The sequence below is a fragment of the Massilia pinisoli genome (assembly GCF_024753285.1).
In the GTDB taxonomy this organism is placed as follows: Bacteria; Pseudomonadota; Gammaproteobacteria; order Burkholderiales; family Burkholderiaceae_D; genus Telluria; species Telluria pinisoli.
In genome coordinates, this window is the sequence record NZ_JANUGW010000020.1 from 39,924 (window position 1) to 56,078 (window position 16,155).

Sequence of the window (16,155 nt, forward strand, 5' to 3'; positions counted from 1 at the left end):
CATTGCGGTCAGTGCGCCGTCATGGCCTGCCGGATCGCCACGCAGCGCTGGTCTTCCTGCAGCGTGTCGAGCAGTGCGCGGCGGGTGCCGGCCGACAGGTCCTTGCCGGCATCGGCCGCCGCCTGCAGGCGCTTGACGCGGTCGGCCGTGCAGCCGCCGGGGATCAACGTTGGCCCGTAGGCGCGCATGTACACGGGGCCCGCGGCCTTGTCGAGCTGCGGCAGTCCCGCGAGGCGCGCGGCGGCCGTCTGCTCGCTCAGCAGCCGCTGCTCGGCCGGGTACAGATGCTCCATCGCCGTGCGTACTTTCGAGAACGGCAGCTTCGTCTGCAGGTCGTGCACGGTGTTCAACCATTCCGTCTTGACGGCGGGGTCGGGACGGCTGACGACGGCGGACAGCGCGGCGGCCTGGCCCGAGTCCGACTTGTCGCGCGCCTGCTCGGCTTCGACGAGGGCGGCGGCGCCGGGATAGCCGTAGCGGTTCAGGCGGCCGATGATGGACCAGCGCAGGTCCTGGTTGATCGTCAGGCCGTCGACTTTCTCCTTGCCGTCGAGGAGGGCGGCCAAGCGGTCCAGCGCGGGACGCGAGCTGGCGACCGCGACATAGGCCCCGAACCAGCGGCGCTGGAAGTTGTCGTCGCCCTTGTTCGCCTCCGTGGCGGTCCACGCCATGTCTTCCAGCTGGCGCGTGACGGCCTGCGCGTACGGCGCCTGCGGATCCATCAGGTCGAGGTAGCGCTTCGAGGCGGCGACCTTGCCCAGCACGTCGCCGAGCAGCGTGTAGTCCTTCTCCTGCGGCGCGTTGTTGAGCGCCGTGGCCAGGAAGTCGTTCAGCGGCAGCTTGGCGTCGCGCACGCCGTCCCACAGGCTTTGCCACAGCATCGCGCGCAGCAGCGGGTCGTCGACGGCGGCCAGATGCGTGCGCGCGCTGTCGAACGAGCGCGGATCGAGCTGCACCTTCACGAAGCCCCAGTCGCCGTAGTTCGGGTAGACGAGGTCCGGACACGCGGCACCGTTCATCGCCGGCACGGCCGTTTGGGCGCCCTTGTACGTGACGGCGACGTTGCGTTCGAGCTTGTACGCGTTGCCGTCCAGGCGGAACGCGGCCACCTGCACGCGCTGTTCGCGCAACGTGGGCAGCGCCTTGCTCTGCGCCGTCTGGGTCAACGTAAAGCCGGCGATCTTGCCGCCCTTGCACGTGTAGTTCGCGGCGATCGTATTCACGCCCGGCTCGTACAGCCATTCGCGCGTCCATCCCGTGAGGTCGCGGCCGGCGGCCTGGCCGAGGCTCTTGATGAAGTCGTCCAGCTTCGCGTTGCGGTACTGGTACTTCACGAGATAGTTGTGCACGCCCTTGCGGAATACGTCGGCCCCGAGCAGGTGGCGCAGCTGCATCAAGGTGGAGGCGCCCTTCGAATACGTGATGGCGTCGATGTTGTCGAACGCGTTGCGCGTGGACGGCACCGGCACTTCGATCGGGTGCGTCGTCGTGCGCTGGTCCTGGTTGTACGCGTTCTGCTTGCCCTCGGAGTAAAAGGCGCGCCAGGCGTCCTTGAATTCCGTCGACTCCGCCGTCGCGAGCGTGCCCATGAACGACGCGAAGCTCTCGTTCAGCCACAGGCCGTTCCACCACTGCATCGTGACGAGGTCGCCGAACCACTGGTGGGCCATCTCGTGCATGATGACGTAGGCGAGGCGCGCGCGCTGCTCCGCCGTCATGTCGGCCTTGTACATGAAGCCGCGCTCCGCGAACGTGATCGCGGCCGCGTTTTCCATCGCGCCGTAGAGGAAGTCGGGCACGAGCACCTGGTCGTATTTCTCGAACTGGTAAGGGATGCCGAAGTAATCGTCGAAGAACGCGAGGCCCGCCTTCGTGTACTTGAACCATTCGGCGGGCTTGATCTGCGCCGCGACCGACTGGCGCGCGAACAGGCGCATCGGGTACTTGCCGCTCTTGTCTTCCCACATCGTGTAGGGACCGGCGTGCATCGAGAAGTTATAGGGGCTCAGCTTCCTGGTGCGGGCGAAGGTCCAGCGGCGCAGGTCGCCGGCCGGGGCCACGTTCGTCTCGCGCGTCGTCGAGATCACTTGCCAGTCGGCGGGGACGCTCACCGTGACCTGGTACGTCGCCTTCAGGTCGGGCTGGTCGAACACGGCGAACATCTGGTGCGCGGCGGCCGGTTCGAAATGCGAATACGTGTAGACGCGGCCGTCGACGGGGTCGACCATGCGGTGCAGGCCTTCGCCGTTCGTGCTGTGCAAGCGTTCGTACGCGACGACGACCGTGTTGCGGCCTTTCGCGAGGGCCTGCGCGGGCAGTGTGATGAACCAGCCGTTGTACTGCGGTGCGACCGCCTTGCCGTTGACGCTCAAGGACTTGATCGTGGCCTTGTCCAGGTCGACGGTCAGCGGGCTGTCCGCGTCCTTCAGGTCGAACGTGAGCGTCGTCGTGCCGTTGAACGTTTCCTTGCCGGTCAGCGTGAAGTCGAGCTGGTAGTCGACGTCGGACACGCGCGCGGCGCGGGCGGCCGCATCGGCCTGCGACAGGAAGGCATTCTCGGCGCGCGCCGCGGGTGTGGCGGCCACGGCGTTGGCGGTGGTGGAGGCAAGCGCCAGCGCGGTGGCGATGGCGAGCGGCAGCAGGCGGGGTATGCAGGTCTTCACGGGACTCCTTGCGACGATGAACGAAGGCGGAAGCTCGTGACCTCCGCCCGGTAGGAATCTCGCAAGAATATCATGTCAGCAATAGCATTCGTGCCCGATCGGGACGAAAGGAAGTGATTTTTTACCTGGATATATGCATGAGAGAGGCTGGCGATGCTTCGCACCGCCCGCCGCGTGCATACGCCCGAAGCGGGACGTATGCACGGGACGATGGTGTCAGCCGTTGGCCTGCAGTGCGGGGTAGTCCGTATAGCCTTCGGCGGTGGGCGAGTAGAACTTGTCCGGACGGGCTTCGTTGAGCGGCGCGTTGCGCTTCAGGCGCTCCGGCAGGTCGGGGTTCGCGATGAACCACTGGCCGAATGCGACGGCATCCGCGTCGCCGCTCGTCAGCAGCTGCGCGGCGCTCTCCTTCGTCATCTTTTCGTTGGCGATGTAGACGCCGCCGAAGATGCGCTTGAGTCGTGGGCCCAGGCGATCATCGCCGATCGCTTCGCGCGCGCAGATGAAGGCGATGCCGCGCTTGCCCAGTTCGCGCGCGACGTAGCCGAACGTCTCCAGCGGCGTGGAGTCGCCCATGTCGTGCGCGTCGCGGCGCGGCGCCAGGTGCATGCCGACGCGGTCGGCGCCCCAGACGTCGATGCACGTGTCGGTCACTTCCAGCATCAGGCGTGCGCGGTTCTCGATCGAGCCGCCGTACGCGTCCGTGCGCCGGTTCGTGCCGTCCTGCAGGAACTGGTCGAGCAGATAGCCATTGGCGCCGTGGATTTCCACGCCGTCGAAGCCGGCTTTCTTCGCATTCTCCGCGCCCTTGCGGAAGGCGGCGACGATCCCGGGGATTTCCTCGAGGGCCAGCGCGCGCGGCGTGACGTACGGCTTCGCGGGACGCACGAGACTCACATGGCCCTTCGGTTGCACGGCCGACGGCGCGACGGGCAGGTCGCCATCGAGGAACAGCGGGTCGGAAATCCGCCCCACGTGCCACAGCTGCAGGAAGATGCGGCCGCCGGCCAGGTGCACGGCGTCGGTGACCTGCTTCCAGCCTGCGACCTGTTCGTCGGACCAGATGCCCGGGGTGTCGGCATAGCCCACGCCCATCGGCGTCACCGAGGTCGCTTCCGACAGGATCAGACCGGCCGAGGCACGTTGTGCGTAGTATTCGGCCATCAGGGCATTCGGCACGCGGCCTGCGCCCACGGCGCGCGAGCGGGTCAGCGGCGCCATGATGATACGGTTCGGCAGCTCGAGGCCACCGACCTTGATCGGGTCAAACAAAGTCGTCATCGGTACTCCTGTTTTCAATGATCCGCCGCGGTCTTGCGGCGGAGAGAGGCCATCTTAAAACAGGGTGCGAATTCCTGCAGAGGACGCCCCGATTTCGGCGCGAGCGTGCGGCGCGCTCACGGCGCGTCCGACCAGCGCGCATAGATACGATCGAGCTCGCCGCTGGCCTTCAGCTTGTCCAGCGCGGCGCCCAGCAGCGGCGCGAGCGCGGGATCGGCCTTGTGTCCGACCCAGAAATACGTCGGTTCGTCGCCCAGCACGACGGGCAGCACGCGTACGCGGTCCTGCCAGCCTTCCGTGCGGATCAGGTAGCGCAACGTGAGGTCGTTGACGTAGGCGAAGCGGCCATGGCCGGCGAGGATCTTGCGCACGTTGACGCGGTTGTCGTCCGTCGCGTCGTCGATGCGCACGCCGGCCTCGCGCAGGCGTTCCGTGAACACGGACGCGCGCTGCGTCGTCACGAGGTCGCCCAGCCGTGCGAGGTCGGCCTCCGATTCGATCGTCACGGGGTCGTTGCGGCGCACGGCGAGGTAGTGGCGGACGGGATAGAGCGGCTTGCCGACGGGCTGGCCGATGGCGAGCCGGCGCGGCGACGACACGAGACCGCAGGCGGCGTCCAGCGCGCCCGTGTCCAGCCCGGTCTCGATGGCCGACAGGGAGCGGCTGGCGCGGTGAAAGCCCGTGAAGTGCAGGCGCGGCTCGACCCGTTCGATGGCGGCCATCACGTCGGGACAGATGCCGGTGAGGCGTTCGCCGTCGTGGATCCATTTCGGCTCCAGCGTTTCCTGCGCGGCGACGCGCACGTCGAGCGCCTGCGCGTGCGCGTACGCGCCCGTCAGCGCGCACGCGAGCAGCGCGGCGCGCAGGGCGCACGGCAACGCGGTTGCGTGTTTCCTCATTGGTGTCGGTCGTTCTTATTCGTGTCGTCCGTGCGAACAGCGCGATTGTCGCACGAACCGGCCCCGATTTTGCAAGCCGCGCAGCCGGGTCTTACTCGCGGCCGAACGCGGGGTTCGGACGCGTGAGGTAGTACCACTCGTGGTTCGGCGCCGCGTTCGCGTCCGGGAAGAGGATGCGGCCCGCGAATTCCGCAACGACGGGGGTGCCGTCCGCGCGCACGCCGATCTGCTCGCCCTCCGCGACGGGGTCGAAGCTGGCCCACTGGCGCGTGAAGCGGTCGCCGTCCGCCAGCTTGTCGTGCACGACGACCATCTGCAGCGCTTCCATCTCGTCGAACGGCACGGGCTCCGGCTCCGGTGCGTCGATGATCTTGAGGAAGGCGAGCGTATTCATGATGGCCGTGTACGCGACTTCCGGCGCGCGCGGATCGAGGTGCTGGCCGCATTCGAGGGTCAGCGCGTAGCCGCCCGTGCTGCGCATGTATTCCGTCGTGCCGACGCCGTAGCGCAGCACGGTTTCCAGTTCCTGCGCGTTGCCGCGCGAGCGGCGCTGCACGCCGCCGCCGTACGCGGCCATCCAGCCCGTCACGAAGCGGCGCACGCCCAGGCGGCGCGCGAGCGCGCGCTCCTTGCGCATGTGCGCGAACGGTTCCAGCGGGCCGTCGTTGTCGACCGGGCCCACCATCACGAACGGCTCGCCGTGCGCCGCGTTGAACGAGTGCAGGTCGAGCAGCACGTCGTGCCTGGCCAGCAGGGGGCACAGCCAGTTGGCGACGCGGTCTTCGAAGTCGTGCGGCTCGGCTTTCGGGAACAGGTCGCGGTTCAGGTTGCGGTCGCCCGAGCGCGTGTTTTTCGCGTACGCAAGCGGATTGACGATGGGGACGAACGTCACGCCGCCGTTCACGATTGCGAGCTTGCCCGCGTCGATCTCCGCCATCACTCGCTGGATCGCCTGCGTGCCGCAGATCTCGTTGCCGTGCGTGGCGCCCATGATGATGACGTTGGGGCCCTGGCCCTGGCCGGTGTAATTGACGGACTTGAAATGCAGCTGGTTGGCGGGAATCATGCGGCTATCCAAAAATAAGAAGTGCCGGCATTGTAGCGGAAACGACGGGTGCGCCCGGCGTGCCGCTCAGCCCCGCACGCGCACCGGCGCCTCGATGACGTCGAACGCGGCCGGCATGTCGGCCAGCCAGGCCTGCAGGTGCGCGATGCGCATCGACGGGTCGTAGCCTTCCGTCGACGCCAGCGCGGCGCGCAGGCCGGGTACCGCTTCCGGCGTGCGCGCGTCGTCGCAGGCGTCGATGAGCATGGCGACGAGGTCCGTCGGCGCGGTGCTCCCGCGGCGCAGGCGCGCGTGGATCACGCCCAGCAAGGTGCGCTGCATGCGCGGCGTCGGATGCGTGATGTGGGCGAATACGGCGGGCGTGTTGGCGATGGCGTCGCAGATCGCCGTCTCCATCTGATCCGGCTTCAGGTCGGATGCGATGTCGAAATAGGCGCGGTCCCAGCGGGTGCGCGGGTACTGGTGGCCGGGCGGGAAGGCGTCGACGCTTTCCAGGCCGAGTGCGCGGCTGGCACGCGAGAGCAGGGACGACAGGATGGGGAGCAGCGGCATCGTGGCAGACAACGGAGTGCGATGGCCGCTAGTGTAGACCAAGACGGCGAAACGCGCGGGGGGCTCGCCTGGAAAGGCCGCCCGCCCGCGCGGAAGACGATGCGATTACACGGTCGCCGCGGCCGTGCTGTCCGTGAACTTCCCGTTGCGGAAGTCCTCGACGGCCTGGAAGATCTCGGCCTGCGTGTTCATCACGAACGGGCCGTATTGCGCGATCGGCTCGTTCAGCGGCCGGCCCGCGATGAGCAGCAGGCGCGCAGGAGCGGCCGCCTTGATGCGCACGCCGTCGGCTTGCGGGGCGTTGTCGAGGATCGCCATGCGTCCTTGCGGCACGGCCTTGCCTTCGACGACGACGTCGCCCCGGAACACGTACAGGAAGGCGTTGTGCCCGGCCGGCAGCGGCTGGTCGAACGTGGCGCCGGCGGGCAGCTCGATGTCCAGGTACAGCGGTGCCGTCACGGCGCGCTGTACGGCGCCGTCGATGCCGTGCGTGCTGCCCGCGATCACCTGCACGGTCGCGCCGGCGTCCGTCGTAAAGCGCGGCACGGCGTCGGCCGGGATGTCGCGGTACCAGGGCGCCGTCATCTTGTCCTGCGCGGGCAGGTTGAGCCACAGCTGGAAACCTTCCATCAGGCCCTCGTTCTGTTCCGGCATCTCCGAGTGCACGACGCCGCGGCCCGCCGTCATCCACTGCACGCCGCCGTTCGTGATGAAGCCTTCGTGGCCGGCGCTGTCGCGGTGGCGCATCTTCCCCGTCAACATATACGTGACGGTCTCGAAACCGCGGTGCGGGTGCTCGGGGAAGCCGGCGATGTAGTCGCCCGCCTTGTCGCTGCCGAATGCGTCGAGCATGAGGAACGGGTCGAGGCGGCGCTGCAGCGGCTGCGTCAGCACGCGGTTGATCTTGACGCCCGCGCCGTCCATCACGAACTGGCCGCCGACGAGGCGTTCGACGCCGCGGCTCGTGGCCACGGCCTGTGTTTGCACTTGCTGGGTCATGATCTTCTCCTTACGGTGCCGCCCCGGGACCGTTCCCGGGACGTGTATTGCGACGATTACGCCGGTGTTACGCCAGTTCGGCCACGGCGGCATCCGCCTCGGCCTGGCCCTGCGCGGCCGCTTCCGGCCCCATGGACTGGGCTGCCGAATAGATGAACGTGTGGTCGGTCAGGCCGAGGAAGTTCAGCAAGGTGCGGATGTGCGGCACTTGCGGATCGGCGTCGGCCGGGTAGATGCCGCCGCGCGCCGCGGCCACGATCACCTGCTTGTCCTTCAGCAGGCCTTCCGGACCGTTGGCCGTGTAGCGGAACGTCACGCCGGCACGGGCGATGGCGTCGAACCAGGCCTTCAGCTGGATCGGCATGCCGAAGTTGTACATCGGGGCGCCCAGCACGATCACGTCGGCGGCCTGCGCTTCGGCGATCAGCGTGTCGTCCAGGGCCATGCGGGCTGCCTGCTCGGCCGTGCGCTGGTCGGCTGGGGTGAACAGGGCGCCCAGCGCCGCTTCGTCCAGCACCGGATGCGGGTTCGCGCCCAGGTCGCGCACCGTGACGGTCGCGCCCGGATTGGCGGCGGCCAGTTTCGCGACGACTGCGTTGGCCACGCGGCTCGATTCCGATTGGGTGCCGCGTACGCTCGAGTTGATTTGCAGGATGTTCATGGCGTCTTCCTTCCTTGTCCGTTTGCGTTTCGATGTAGACACTTTAACGGTTCCAAATATCGTTCGGAAGGCAGTAGAATGGATAACATTATTCAACTGATGGAACAATCTATGGACGTCGAACCGAATGATCTGCTGCTGTTCGCGCGCATCGTCGAGGCCGGCAGTTTCAGCAGCGCCGCGCAGCGGCTCGACTTGCCGAAGTCGACCGTGTCGCGCCGTATCGCGCTGCTGGAGGCGAGCGTGGGCGAACGGCTGCTGCAGCGCACGACGCGGCGCCTGATGCTGACGGAGTTCGGCGCGATCTTGCTGGAGCATGCGCGCAAGGTGGCGGAAGAAGTGGAAGCGGCCGGCGCGCTGGCCCAGCACCGCCAGGCCGAGCCGAGCGGCAAGCTGCGCATCTCGATGCCGCAGGATTTCGCCAACGTCGTCATGGCGGACATGATTCCGCGTTTCATGGAGCGCTATCCGGCCGTGTCGCTGGAAATGGATTTGTCGCCGCGCCGCGTGGACCTCGTCGCGGAAAACTTCGACATCGCGATCCGCATGGGCGACCTGCCGGAAGACTCCACCCTGGCCGCGCGCCGCGTGGCCATCCAGCAATTCGGCCTGTATGCGGCGCCGTCCTACCTCGCGCAGCGCGGCTTGCCGGAACAGCCGGACGACCTGCTGCGGCACGACCTGCTGTGCGTCCTCAGCCGAGCGGGCGGGGCGGTGCCGTGGGTCCTGCAGCGAGGCAAGGTGCGCTGGGAAAAGGCGCTGACGGCACGCCTGACGGCGAATTCGCCCCAGCTGCTGGCGCGCATCGCGTGCAGCGGCGCGGGCATCGCGGCGAGCACGGATTTCATCGTCGCGAAGCACGTTGCGCGCGGCCAGCTCGTGCGCGTACTGCCGGAGTGGGAGATGCCCGTCGCGACCGGCTGGGCTGTCTTCCCGGGCCGGCGCCTGATGCCCGCCAAGACACGGGCGTTCCTCGACATGCTGGACGAGATGTTTTGCAAGGACCGGGACAAGGCCGCGTGAGCGGTCAGGCGGAGGCGGGGGTGGCGGCTCGCGCGTTGCGCAGGCCTGCGGCCAGGATGCCGCCGAATGTGATTTCGATGACGGCCCCCGTGAACGCGCCGACGAACGGCGCCGCGTGGCGCGCTGCCAGCAGATAGCCGGCCAGCCCGAGCACGGCGCCGCACACCCGGAACAGCTTCCGGCCGAACAGCGTGGCGAACGTCAGGTAGCGCCCGCCGATCACGAACAGCATGGCGGGGAAGAACAGCTCGATGCGCCACAGAGAAATCCCGTAGGCGAGGGGCAGTATCATGATCATCCAGATCGTCGTCGCGAGCGCCAGCGTGCCGAGCGGATTACCGGCCGCGTGACGGCCCGAGCTGCCCAGCAGGCGGGTCAGCAGGCCGGCGACCGGATGGATCAGCGCGCCGCCGACGTACAGCGCCCAGACGGCCGTTTGCGGCGAGCGCATCAGGCAAACGACGCCCGCGATGGCCCAGACGAAGCCGGACACGAACAAGCCGGGCGCGCCGCCCAGGTAGGCGGTGCGCATGTCCTGCTGTGCGGCGGCGATGGTCGGCGATGCGGAAGATGTTGTGTCGAGCATGGTTGCCTCCGTGAAAGGATGCGCCATGCTGACACGAAATACTTGTCAGTACAATATCTTTTTGACGGGTCAGGCCGGCCGGTTGCCCATCATCTCGCCGAGGCGTACCGAACGTTCCGGCGCCCAGTCCGGGTTGAAGCGGATCGTGCCAGGGCGGAACAGCATGACGATCGTCGAGCCGAGCAGGAAGCGGCCCATCTCCTCGCCTTTCTTGAGGAGGATGTCGCGGTCGGCGTACGTCCATTCCGTCACTTTTTCCAGACGCGGCGGATTGACGACGCCGTGCCAGACGGTCGCCATGCTGCCGACGATCGTGGCGCCCACGAGCACCATCACGAACGTCCCGTGCTCCGGGGATTCGAACACGCAGACGACGCGCTCGTTGCGCGCGAACAGGTTCGGCACGCCGCGCGCCGTCGTCGGGTTGACGGAGAACAGGGCGCCCGGCACGTAGATCATTCTCGTGAGCTTGCCGTCGCACGGCATGTGCAGGCGGTGGTAATCCTTCGGCGACAGATACAGGTTCGCGAAGCCGCCGTGCTGGAATTGCGCGGCTAGCGCGGCGTCGCCGCCGACCAGCTCCGTCGTCGTGAAGCGGTGGCCCTTCGCCTGCAGGATGTGGTGGTCGTCGATGGCGCCGAACTGGCTGATGGCACCGTCGACGGGGCAGACGAAGTCGGCGTCGGCCAGCGGGCGGACGCCGGCTTTCAGCGGGCGTGTGAAGAAGTCGTTGAAGCTCTTGTAGCTGGCGATGTCGGCATTTTCGGCCTCCGCCATGTTGACGCCGTATTTCGCGACGAACCAGCGGATCAGGCGCGTCGTGATCGTGCCACCCTTGGCACCGGCGACGCGGCCGGCGAAGGTTGTCAGGCGCCGCTTCGGCAGCAGATACTGGGGCAGGACTTTAAGGCGATCGGACACGGTGAACCTCGATAGGAAGACGCGCAATTATAGCGGCACGGCCATGCGCGGAAATGGTTTTGCTTAAAAGCATTTATTCTTCGGCAAAACTGCCAAAATCTTCACGTTTTTTGTGTGTTTCCTCTGCGGCAACGGCCCGTCCGCGATGTCCGGAACAATGGTACCTGTGCCATTTTTGCCATTCTGGCATGGGTGAGCGAGGACGCCAATCCGATTGGCGGGCGCCGCCGCCGGCACATCAGCGAAGGCGACCGGCCCGATAGCCGTTCCGATGTCGACCGACTCGCGGTTGTTTTCGAATTCTGCCGTCCGTGATGGTTCGTGATATTTCCAAGGCGGCAAGCTGGTATGCTGCTGATCAGGCCGGGTTGGGCGGGCAAGGGCCCTTATGCCGTCATTCGACTCATCGGTTTTGGAGTTTATAAATGCGTTTAAAATTAGTTACTTGTTTTGCACTGATTGCAACATTGCTTGGTGGTTGTGCCACTCGATCGATTTCCGATTCGGGCTACGCCAAGGAGTCGTACTACGGCGCCAAAACTTCCACTAATCCTTTGTACAAAGGCGAATTGAGCGAGTTTGAAGTGCTGGGGATCGACGCGCAGGCAAAGGTTACAACAGAAGAGATTGCCAAGGCTTTCGAGCAAAAACAGGTACTCAAGCTATCTAAGGGCTCATCCATCATGCTGGTGCAATCCGGCGCGTTGATTCCGGACGAGCCGATGGTCAAGGCTCTCGAAAAGTACTACAACGTTTCGGTTTTTTCGGGCGTCCCGACGTCGGGAGGCACCGCCAACTACTCGATGCCTCTCCGCCTTGCCGCGGCAAAGGGCGGGTTTGAAAAAATCGTCGTTTGTTGGGGCTTGCTGGAAACGGCGCAGAAGGGGCTGGGATCGAAAGCGGTCTCGTGGGTGCCGTTTGTCGGCGGTAACATCCGGGACGAATCGCAGGAAATGCGAGTCCGCCTGAAAGTCGCTGTCGTCGACGTCAAGACGGGACAGTGGGATATGTTTTCGCCGGAGCCGTTCCAGGACACCGCGACGAGCGCTCGCTATAGCCGGGAATCCTCTGACCAGGCGCAAGTCGCAGTGTTGAAGATGAAATCGTATGAGGCCGCCGCTGAAGACCTGGTCAAGCGGTACTCGCGGTGACAGCCGTAAAGGAAGCGCATGACTAGCGAATTCATCACCTCTGTTCCATACCTTCACACGCAGCGGCTCGCGCTTCGCGCATATCGACCGGAGGACTTCGACGCATTCGCAGCGCATTTGGCCGACCCCGTCAGTTCGGCTCATCTGGCCTCCGCCGACCGCCAGACCGCATGGCGAATCTTCTGTTCACAAGCGGGACAATGGCTCATTTACGGCGCCGGTTGGTGGGCGGTCGAAGAAAAGGAGACGGGGCAACTCGTCGGGAACGTGGGCGCGTTCTTTCGCGAGGAATCCACTGTGATGGAGTTAGGCTGGAATACCTATCGCGCCTTTTGGGGCAAGGGATTCGCAAACGAAGCGGCCGCGGCAGTCCTGCACCATGCGTTCGAGATTCGACGCGAACCGAAAGTCCGGGCCCTGATCGCTTCAGCCAATGAATCGTCGCTGCGCGTGGCCAGGCGCCTTGGCCTGACTTATGAAGCGGAAACCGAGATATACGGAAAAGCAGCCGGCATTTATACGCGCGTGCGGACCTGACACTGGTCGTTTGTATCGGCGTCTATGTATCGGCGTCTATTGTTCAAGACTGGCCAACGCCCAGCACTGAGTCCAGGAAAAGATCGCGTGCCGCTGCTCGTCGCTGAGTCCGTCGACGAGGATATCGCTCAAGAATTTCGCGACGTGAAGGCGGACGGTACGCGGCAGGAAAGCGGCCGTCGCGACCGAAGATTCGACGTCGGGGTGCACGCTCGACATGACAATATGCACGATAAGCTCGGCCTGCTCGGTCCATCCAGCATCGTCAACGTAGGCCATCAGCGTCACAACGCTGTCGGGAAGGTGTATTTGGTCTCGCACGGGCAGAGCATTCGTCGGGGTCTCGAAGTCATCGAGAATACAGTAGCCGCGTCACCACCGGACAAAATCTTGAACATCGGCGCTCATCGATGATAAGCCTGACAACGACAGCGTGGCGCGGCTGGTACACCGATGGTTTTGAAGCAATCAAATAGCCTGAAGCGATCGTGTCGATTCTGCCGTTCCCCGCACGTCGTATGGCAATAACACCATTTCTTCATGAGCGCAGGAGATTCAAATGGCTGCATCCGTACTATTCATGTCGATGTCGCTCGACGGCTATATTGCTGGTCCGAACGACGAAGTCGGCAATCCCGGCGGCGATGCCATCGACCGGCTGCACGACTGGTATGGGGACTTCTCCCGGCCGCCCGGGGCCGTCGGAGAATTGTGGGACGAGTGGAACACGCCCGGCTCGATATTGGCCGGTCGGCGGACCGTGGAGCAAATCGACCACTGGGGCGGTGACAATCACGGTGTCCCGATCTTCGTACCGAGCCACCGGCCGCCTGGCCCATCCGTCGCGAACTATCCGTCAGTGACGTATGTGCGCGACGGCATCGAGAACGCGATGGCGCAGGCGAAGGCCGCCGCCGGCAACCTGAACGTGCTGGTGCTGGGGGCGTACACGGCTCAACGGGCACTCGAGGCCGGTGTGCTGGATGAGTTGCAGATCCATCAGATCCCGGTGCTGTTCGGTGGCGGACGTCGGCTGTTCGAGGTGTTGCCTGCGCGGATCGAGCTGGAGATCGTTCGGGTGATCGACACACCGGATGCCACGCACATCCGCTATCGCGTTCGACGCTGAGCGGGTCGACAGCCTGCGGCCGATCACGTCCTGGCGGCTGACCGATCGCGTGCGCCCGGCGACGCCGGTGCCGGGTCCGCCCCGCCGCCCGCCTGCTCCATCAGTGAGAGCAGCAACTGGTGGTAGCTGCGCGGCGACTCCTTCTTCAACCGCGTGAGCGCGTCCGTCGCGTCGGCGAGGGCGCTCGACGCATGAATGGCCTTCAGCGCTTCGACCTGCCGGACGGTCTCGCGCATGCGGCCGACCGTGGCCGCGTCAGGCGTCCTCTCCTCGGCCAGTGCCAGCACGACGTCGTTGAGCCAGCCGATCTGCCGGCCATAGCTGGCCACGCTTTCGACGACCTGTTTCTCGATCGTGGCATTGCCCGCGAAATTGTAGGTGACGGCCGGCGAGAACCAGTGATCCAGCAAGTCCTGGGTGACGGGGCCGGACCACGGCAGCGGGAAGAACGAGAACGGATTGTTCGGCATGATCGGCCTCGGCAGTGAGCGGGCTGCAGGAACTTCGTACTCTAGCTTTGATAAAAATCAAAGGACACTAGCAGTTCAGGGAGTCGCATCATGCGAGTCGCATCGCGATGGCGCCGCAGGCGATCATCACGACGGCTGCGATGCGCGTGGGCCCGATCCGTTCGCGCAGCACGAAAGCGGCAATGGCCGTCGCGAACAGTATCGACGTCTCGCGCAGCGCGGCGACGGCCGCGACCGGAGCTAGCGTCATCGCCCACAACGCGATGCCGTACGAACCGGCCGACGCCAGCCCGCCGAGCGGCGCCACGAGCGGGTGCGCGCGCGCGAATGCGGCCAGCGCCCGCACGCGGCCGCGCACGGTGCACGCGCAGACGGCGAGCCCGGTCAGCAGGAAGATCCACAACGTGTAGGCGGCCGGGGCGCCGGACCGGCGCACGCCCTGGCCGTCGATCAGCGTGTAGGCCGCGATGACGCCCGCCGTCAGCAGCGCGAAGCCGGTCGTGCGGCGCGCGCCGGCGCCGGGTGTCGCGAGCCACTGCCCGAGCATGCCGCCGCAGATCAGCAGCATGCCGGTCCACTGGCCGGGGCTCAGCCGGTCGCCCGTCAACGGACCGCTCGCCAGCGCGACGATGAGGGGCGCGCAGCCGCGCATCAGCGGATAGGCGTGGCTGATCTCCCCATCACGGTACGTCGCGATGAGCAGCAGGTAATAGTTCGTCTGCACGACGCTCGATGCGGCGATATAGCCCCAGCTCGCGCGCGCGGGCGCGGGCAGGAAGGGCAGCAGCACGGCGGCCACGCAGGCCGAGCCGGCCACGACGAGGACGGCCGCGAGCAGCGGTTCGCCGCGCCGCTTGAGCAGGGCGTTCCAGCTCGCGTGCAGCAGCGCGGCGCCCAGCACCGCGAGCAGCACGGGCGGGGTGATGGCGCTGCCGGGTGTCACGCCTGTTCGGCGGCCGGCGCCGTCTCCGGGATGCCGTGGCTGCGGAAATAGCGGTGGGCGACGAAGAGGGCGGTGGCTTGCATCGCGGCGCACACGAAGAACGGCCCGCCCACGCGCCAGTCCAGCGGGGGCAAATGGCTGGTGGCGCGCAACAGCTCCCCGCCGATCATGGGCATGATGACGAAGCCGATGCTGCTGGCCGATTGCAGCGAGCCCATCAGCTCGCCCTGTTCGCGGCTGGACGACGATTTCGAGAGGATGCCCTGCAGCGCCGGCCCGGCCGCGAACGACAGCAGGTTGCACAGGATGAACACGTACATCATCCAGCCGTGCGTCGCGAGCGCGTACAGGAAATAGGTCACGGCGCCCGAGGCGATGCCGATCAGCGACAGCCGCACTTCGCCGAAGCGCTTGATCAGCCGCGGGAGCAGCCCGGCCTGCACGACGATCGAGCACACGCCCACGCAGAACAGGGCGATGCCGTTGTCACGCGGCGTCCAGTCGAAGCGGAACGTCGTGAACAGCACCCACGTCGTCTGCAGCATCATCTGTGCGAACGACACGAGCATGTAGACGACGATGAGGCCGCGGATGTCGCCCCGCCGCGCCAGGCGCAGCAGCGCGCCGAACGGGTTGACGCGGTTCCACTTGAACGGCGTGCGGCGCTCGCGGGGCAGCGATTCCGGCACGGCGACGTAGCCGTACACGAAATTCGCCGCGGACAGCGTGCCCGCCACGTAGAACGGCAGGTGCAGGCCCACATTGCCCAGCAGGCCGCCGAGGACGGGGCCGCACACGAAGCCGAAGCCGAACGCGGCGCCGATCTTGCCGAAGCTTTTCGCGCGGTTCTCCGGCGTCGACACGTCGGATGCATACGCCGCCGCCACCGACATGCTGGCCGACGACGCCCCGCCGACCACACGCCCGATGAACAGGCAGGCGAGGTTCGGGGCCCACGCCGTCGCGAGGAAGTTGATGCACATGCCGCCCATCGAATACAGCAGCACGGGACGGCGCCCGATGCGGTCGGAGATCGCGCCGACCATCGGCATGAACAGGAATTGCATCAGGCCGAACGTGGCGCTCAGCAGGCTGTACCAGTGCGCTTGTTGTCCGGGGTCGGTGACGAATTCCCCCACGAGGCCCGGCAGCACGGGCACGATCAGGCCGATGCCGAGCATGTCGACGAAGACGCTGATGAGGACGAAATTCAGATTGCCGGCTCGGGGTTTGGCAAGCGTGGCACTCGTGGTCATGGGTTTCCCGTGAAGAGG

Annotated in this window: 17 protein-coding genes; 4 read left to right on the forward strand and 13 right to left on the reverse strand. The window is 66.2% G+C overall.

Annotated elements, in window-relative coordinates; translation table 11 throughout:
* Positions 1-8 precede the first annotated feature (8 nt).
* The 7 genes from pepN to NX784_RS22190 all read right to left on the reverse strand — a co-directional run bounded on the left by pepN (position 9) and on the right by NX784_RS22190 (position 8,121).
* Complete coding sequence (gene pepN / locus NX784_RS22160; RefSeq protein WP_258818860.1) at positions 9-2,663, reverse strand: aminopeptidase N; 2,655 nt, start codon at positions 2,661-2,663, stop codon at positions 9-11.
* 216 nt (positions 2,664-2,879) lie between these two features.
* Complete coding sequence (locus NX784_RS22165) at positions 2,880-3,944, reverse strand: alkene reductase (protein ID WP_258818861.1); 1,065 nt, start codon at positions 3,942-3,944, stop codon at positions 2,880-2,882.
* A 116-nt stretch (positions 3,945-4,060) separates the two neighbouring features.
* On the reverse strand, positions 4,061-4,843 hold the full coding sequence (locus NX784_RS22170; RefSeq protein WP_258818862.1) for a substrate-binding periplasmic protein: 783 nt from the start codon (positions 4,841-4,843) through the stop codon (positions 4,061-4,063).
* Between the two features lie 91 nt (positions 4,844-4,934).
* A complete protein-coding gene (locus tag NX784_RS22175; RefSeq protein WP_258818863.1) occupies positions 4,935-5,909 on the reverse strand; it encodes a M14 family metallopeptidase in 975 nt (324 codons plus the stop codon).
* Positions 5,910-5,975: 66 nt separating this feature from the next.
* Positions 5,976-6,473, reverse strand: a complete 498-nt coding sequence (locus tag NX784_RS22180; RefSeq protein WP_258818864.1) for a hypothetical protein — start codon at positions 6,471-6,473, stop codon at positions 5,976-5,978.
* A 93-nt stretch (positions 6,474-6,566) separates the two neighbouring features.
* Positions 6,567-7,460 (reverse strand): pirin family protein, encoded by an 894-nt coding sequence (locus NX784_RS22185; protein WP_258818865.1) that lies wholly within the window; start codon positions 7,458-7,460, stop codon positions 6,567-6,569.
* 67 nt (positions 7,461-7,527) lie between these two features.
* Positions 7,528-8,121, reverse strand: a complete 594-nt coding sequence (locus tag NX784_RS22190) for an FMN-dependent NADH-azoreductase (RefSeq protein ID WP_258818866.1) — start codon at positions 8,119-8,121, stop codon at positions 7,528-7,530.
* A 111-nt stretch (positions 8,122-8,232) separates the two neighbouring features.
* Between NX784_RS22190 and NX784_RS22195 the strand changes: the two genes are divergently transcribed.
* Entirely contained in the window at positions 8,233-9,144 is a 912-nt protein-coding gene (locus NX784_RS22195; RefSeq protein ID WP_258818867.1) for a LysR family transcriptional regulator, read from the forward strand.
* A gap of 4 nt (positions 9,145-9,148) precedes the next feature.
* Here NX784_RS22195 and NX784_RS22200 read toward each other — a convergent pair whose 3' ends face one another.
* Together NX784_RS22200 and asd are read right to left on the reverse strand one after the other, a co-directional pair.
* A complete protein-coding gene (locus NX784_RS22200) occupies positions 9,149-9,730 on the reverse strand; it encodes a DUF7010 family protein (protein ID WP_258818868.1) in 582 nt (193 codons plus the stop codon).
* A gap of 69 nt (positions 9,731-9,799) precedes the next feature.
* Positions 9,800-10,651 carry an archaetidylserine decarboxylase gene (gene asd / locus NX784_RS22205; protein ID WP_258818869.1) on the reverse strand — a complete coding sequence of 284 codons (852 nt, stop codon included), beginning with the start codon at positions 10,649-10,651 and terminating at the stop codon, positions 9,800-9,802.
* A 425-nt stretch (positions 10,652-11,076) separates the two neighbouring features.
* Here asd and NX784_RS22210 point away from each other — a divergent pair, with 425 nt between their 5' ends.
* Positions 11,077-11,802, forward strand: coding sequence for a lipoprotein YafT (locus NX784_RS22210; RefSeq protein WP_258818870.1), 726 nt, complete (start codon positions 11,077-11,079; stop codon positions 11,800-11,802).
* 18 nt (positions 11,803-11,820) lie between these two features.
* On the forward strand, positions 11,821-12,339 hold the full coding sequence (locus tag NX784_RS22215; RefSeq protein ID WP_258818871.1) for a GNAT family N-acetyltransferase: 519 nt from the start codon (positions 11,821-11,823) through the stop codon (positions 12,337-12,339).
* Between the two features lie 36 nt (positions 12,340-12,375).
* Here the strand turns inward: NX784_RS22215 and NX784_RS22220 are convergent, their stop codons facing one another.
* On the reverse strand, positions 12,376-12,627 hold the full coding sequence (locus NX784_RS22220; protein WP_258818872.1) for a hypothetical protein: 252 nt from the start codon (positions 12,625-12,627) through the stop codon (positions 12,376-12,378).
* A 271-nt stretch (positions 12,628-12,898) separates the two neighbouring features.
* Here NX784_RS22220 and NX784_RS22225 point away from each other — a divergent pair, with 271 nt between their 5' ends.
* Positions 12,899-13,468 carry a dihydrofolate reductase family protein gene (locus tag NX784_RS22225; RefSeq protein ID WP_258818873.1) on the forward strand — a complete coding sequence of 190 codons (570 nt, stop codon included), beginning with the start codon at positions 12,899-12,901 and terminating at the stop codon, positions 13,466-13,468.
* 23 nt (positions 13,469-13,491) lie between these two features.
* On the opposite strand, the gene NX784_RS22230 is transcribed toward NX784_RS22225, so the two are convergent.
* The 3 genes from NX784_RS22230 to NX784_RS22240 form a co-directional block, all read right to left on the reverse strand.
* Positions 13,492-13,938 (reverse strand): hypothetical protein, encoded by a 447-nt coding sequence (locus NX784_RS22230; RefSeq protein WP_258818874.1) that lies wholly within the window; start codon positions 13,936-13,938, stop codon positions 13,492-13,494.
* An 88-nt stretch (positions 13,939-14,026) separates the two neighbouring features.
* Positions 14,027-14,881 carry an EamA family transporter gene (locus NX784_RS22235; RefSeq protein WP_258818875.1) on the reverse strand — a complete coding sequence of 285 codons (855 nt, stop codon included), beginning with the start codon at positions 14,879-14,881 and terminating at the stop codon, positions 14,027-14,029.
* Positions 14,878-16,137 carry an MFS transporter gene (locus NX784_RS22240; RefSeq protein WP_258818876.1) on the reverse strand — a complete coding sequence of 420 codons (1,260 nt, stop codon included), beginning with the start codon at positions 16,135-16,137 and terminating at the stop codon, positions 14,878-14,880. The genes NX784_RS22235 and NX784_RS22240 overlap by 4 nt, the downstream gene beginning before the upstream one ends.
* Between the last annotated feature and the right edge of the window lie 18 nt (positions 16,138-16,155).

Bases quoted from the DNA above. Each gene is read 5' to 3' on its own strand.
- NX784_RS22165 (WP_258818861.1), bottom strand. From the start codon at position 3,944: ATGACGACTTTGTTTGACCCGATCAAGGTCGGTGGCCTCGAGCTGCCG.
- NX784_RS22170 (WP_258818862.1), bottom strand. From the start codon at position 4,843: ATGAGGAAACACGCAACCGCGTTGCCGTGCGCCCTGCGCGCCGCGCTG.
- NX784_RS22175 (WP_258818863.1), bottom strand. From the start codon at position 5,909: ATGATTCCCGCCAACCAGCTGCATTTCAAGTCCGTCAATTACACCGGC.
- NX784_RS22185 (WP_258818865.1), bottom strand. From the start codon at position 7,460: ATGACCCAGCAAGTGCAAACACAGGCCGTGGCCACGAGCCGCGGCGTC.
- NX784_RS22190 (WP_258818866.1), bottom strand. From the start codon at position 8,121: ATGAACATCCTGCAAATCAACTCGAGCGTACGCGGCACCCAATCGGAA.
- NX784_RS22195 (WP_258818867.1), top strand. From the start codon at position 8,233: ATGGACGTCGAACCGAATGATCTGCTGCTGTTCGCGCGCATCGTCGAG.
- NX784_RS22200 (WP_258818868.1), bottom strand. From the start codon at position 9,730: ATGCTCGACACAACATCTTCCGCATCGCCGACCATCGCCGCCGCACAG.
- NX784_RS22210 (WP_258818870.1), top strand. From the start codon at position 11,077: ATGCGTTTAAAATTAGTTACTTGTTTTGCACTGATTGCAACATTGCTT.
- NX784_RS22215 (WP_258818871.1), top strand. From the start codon at position 11,821: ATGACTAGCGAATTCATCACCTCTGTTCCATACCTTCACACGCAGCGG.
- NX784_RS22225 (WP_258818873.1), top strand. From the start codon at position 12,899: ATGGCTGCATCCGTACTATTCATGTCGATGTCGCTCGACGGCTATATT.
- NX784_RS22230 (WP_258818874.1), bottom strand. From the start codon at position 13,938: ATGCCGAACAATCCGTTCTCGTTCTTCCCGCTGCCGTGGTCCGGCCCC.
- NX784_RS22240 (WP_258818876.1), bottom strand. From the start codon at position 16,137: ATGACCACGAGTGCCACGCTTGCCAAACCCCGAGCCGGCAATCTGAAT.